We start from the raw sequence: 1845 nt of genomic DNA, 5'->3' as shown, positions 1-1845 counted from the left end.
AGAGAAAAGAACCTTAATTGCCTTTAGGGTTATAGAGTCTATTAGGTTTTGGAGTGGTTGTTGCTCCCAATTTTCATGTTTCAAACAGTATTCCTTTACATGCTGCTTGAATCGCCCCGGGTTTCGTGGAGACTCGATTACTTGGAACCAGCCCCGGTCGGGACGGGTGTTTCAACGTAGTCGCTGAGGTTCTGCTCGGCCCAGTGATGGGCCTCGTACTCGGCCGGCGGGACGAGCCCGATCTCGCCGTGAAGGCGTCGGTGGTTGAACCAGTCGACGTACTCGGCGACAGCGATCTCGACGTCGCCCACGCTCTTCCAGCCGCCCTTGGGTCGCATGACGGGGTTGCGGATGCACTCGGCCTTGAACAGCGAGTTCAGCGCCTCGGCCATCGCATTGTCATAGGAGTCGCCACGGCTTCCGACTGATGCGACAGCCTCAGCTTCGGCGAGCCGCTCGGTGTAGCGAATGGCTCGGTACTGGACTCCGCGGTCGCTGTGATGGACCAGGCCGGTGACGTCGTGGCCCGCGCGTTGCCGGGTCCACAACCCCATGTCGAGGGCATCGAGTGCCAGGTCGGTGCGCAGGCTGGTCGACACCTGCCAGCCCACGATCATCCTGCTGAAGACGTCCAGGACGAACGCGACGTAGGTCCACCCAGCGTGGGTGCGGACGTAGGTCAGGTCCGCCACCCACAGCTGGTTCGGCCCGGTCGCCATGAACTTGCGCTTCACCAAGTCCTCGGGACGCTCGGTCTCCGCACCGTCGCCGATGGTGGTGCGACGGGTCTTCTCCCGCGGGATCCCACGCAGGCCCTCGGCGCGCATGAGCCGCTCCACGGTGCACCTGGCGACCGGGACGCCCTCACGGTTGAGCTCGGCGTGGATCTTCCTCGCGCCATAGACACCCAGGTTGGCCTTGTGGGCTGTCTTGATGTCCTCGACCAGCTCGGCATCCCGGATCGCGCGTGCCGAGGGTGGCCTGGACTTGGCGGCGTAGTAACTGCTCGGGGCGATCTGCACGCCGGCTTCCTTCAGCGCAGCGCAGATCGGCTCGACCCCGACCTCGCGCCCATCGACCACGTCGTGGCGATGAGCATCGACGTAGGCGACTACCTGGTGGTGGGGCGGTCGAGCTCCGCCGCGAAGAAAGCCGAGGCCGTCCTCAAGATGTGATTGGTCCGCCGCAGCTCGCGGTTCTCCCGCTCAAGCTCGGCCAGCCGCTCGGCGTCGCTGCTCGTGGTGCCCGGACGCAGGCCACCGTCGATCTCAGCCTGGCGGACCCAGCCCCGCAAGGTCTCTCGGTGCATCCCGAGCTGCTCGGCCACCCGAGCGATCGCGCCCTGCTTGGTTGCCGGGTCCGCTCGCAACTCAACGGCCAGACGAGTGGCCCGCTCACGCAACTCGTCGGGGTACTTCCTGGGTGCTGCCATGACTCTCATCCTCCATGGATTGAGAGCCTCCATCAGACCCGGGGCGATTCATAGCGCGTCAAACGCTCCGTCACCGAGGTCGTCCTTGCCGAGGGTCAAGATGGCATCGGCGTTGCCAGCATAGCCACCACGGGACAGTACCTCGACAGACCATTCTTCGTCACAATCGGCCATTGCGACCGCGGCGGCCAGGTTCGTCTCCTGGTCATTGCCCGTGGCAGTAATGATCCCGAGGTCCGCGGCCGTCAGTATCCAGTCAGCGGTCGGTTCGAACTTGCCCCACCACCAGCGCATCAATTCAGCGGGTTCGACGTGTCGTTGCAGCATGTGAGCTGCCGCGGCGCGGATACCGGGAGAGATGCCGGCCGTTAGACGTCCTTGGAGGTGGAGCACCGCTTGGCCTCGGCCAGCGT

The 1845-nt window shown here is 64.4% G+C and carries 2 protein-coding genes; both read right to left on the bottom strand.

Translation table 11 applies throughout. The features are described from left to right. Window positions 1–137: 137 nt before the first annotated feature. Window positions 138–1432, bottom strand: a protein-coding gene (locus tag ABYB95_RS22805; RefSeq protein ID WP_372662416.1) for an IS3 family transposase whose coding sequence is annotated in 2 segments (ribosomal slippage) — window positions 138–1153 and window positions 1153–1432 — 1296 coding nt in all. Because the reading frame shifts where the segments join, the coding sequence is not laid out codon by codon here. Window positions 1433–1480: 48 nt separating this feature from the next. Then, window positions 1481–1845: hypothetical protein (locus ABYB95_RS22800; protein WP_372662413.1), on the bottom strand; the 365-nt coding region annotated here is incomplete at its 5' end.

This window comes from Hydrogenophaga sp. (assembly GCF_041633695.1).
Lineage (GTDB): Bacteria > Pseudomonadota > Gammaproteobacteria > Burkholderiales > Burkholderiaceae_C > Hydrogenophaga.
This window is presented reverse-complemented; position numbering and strand designations above follow the sequence as displayed.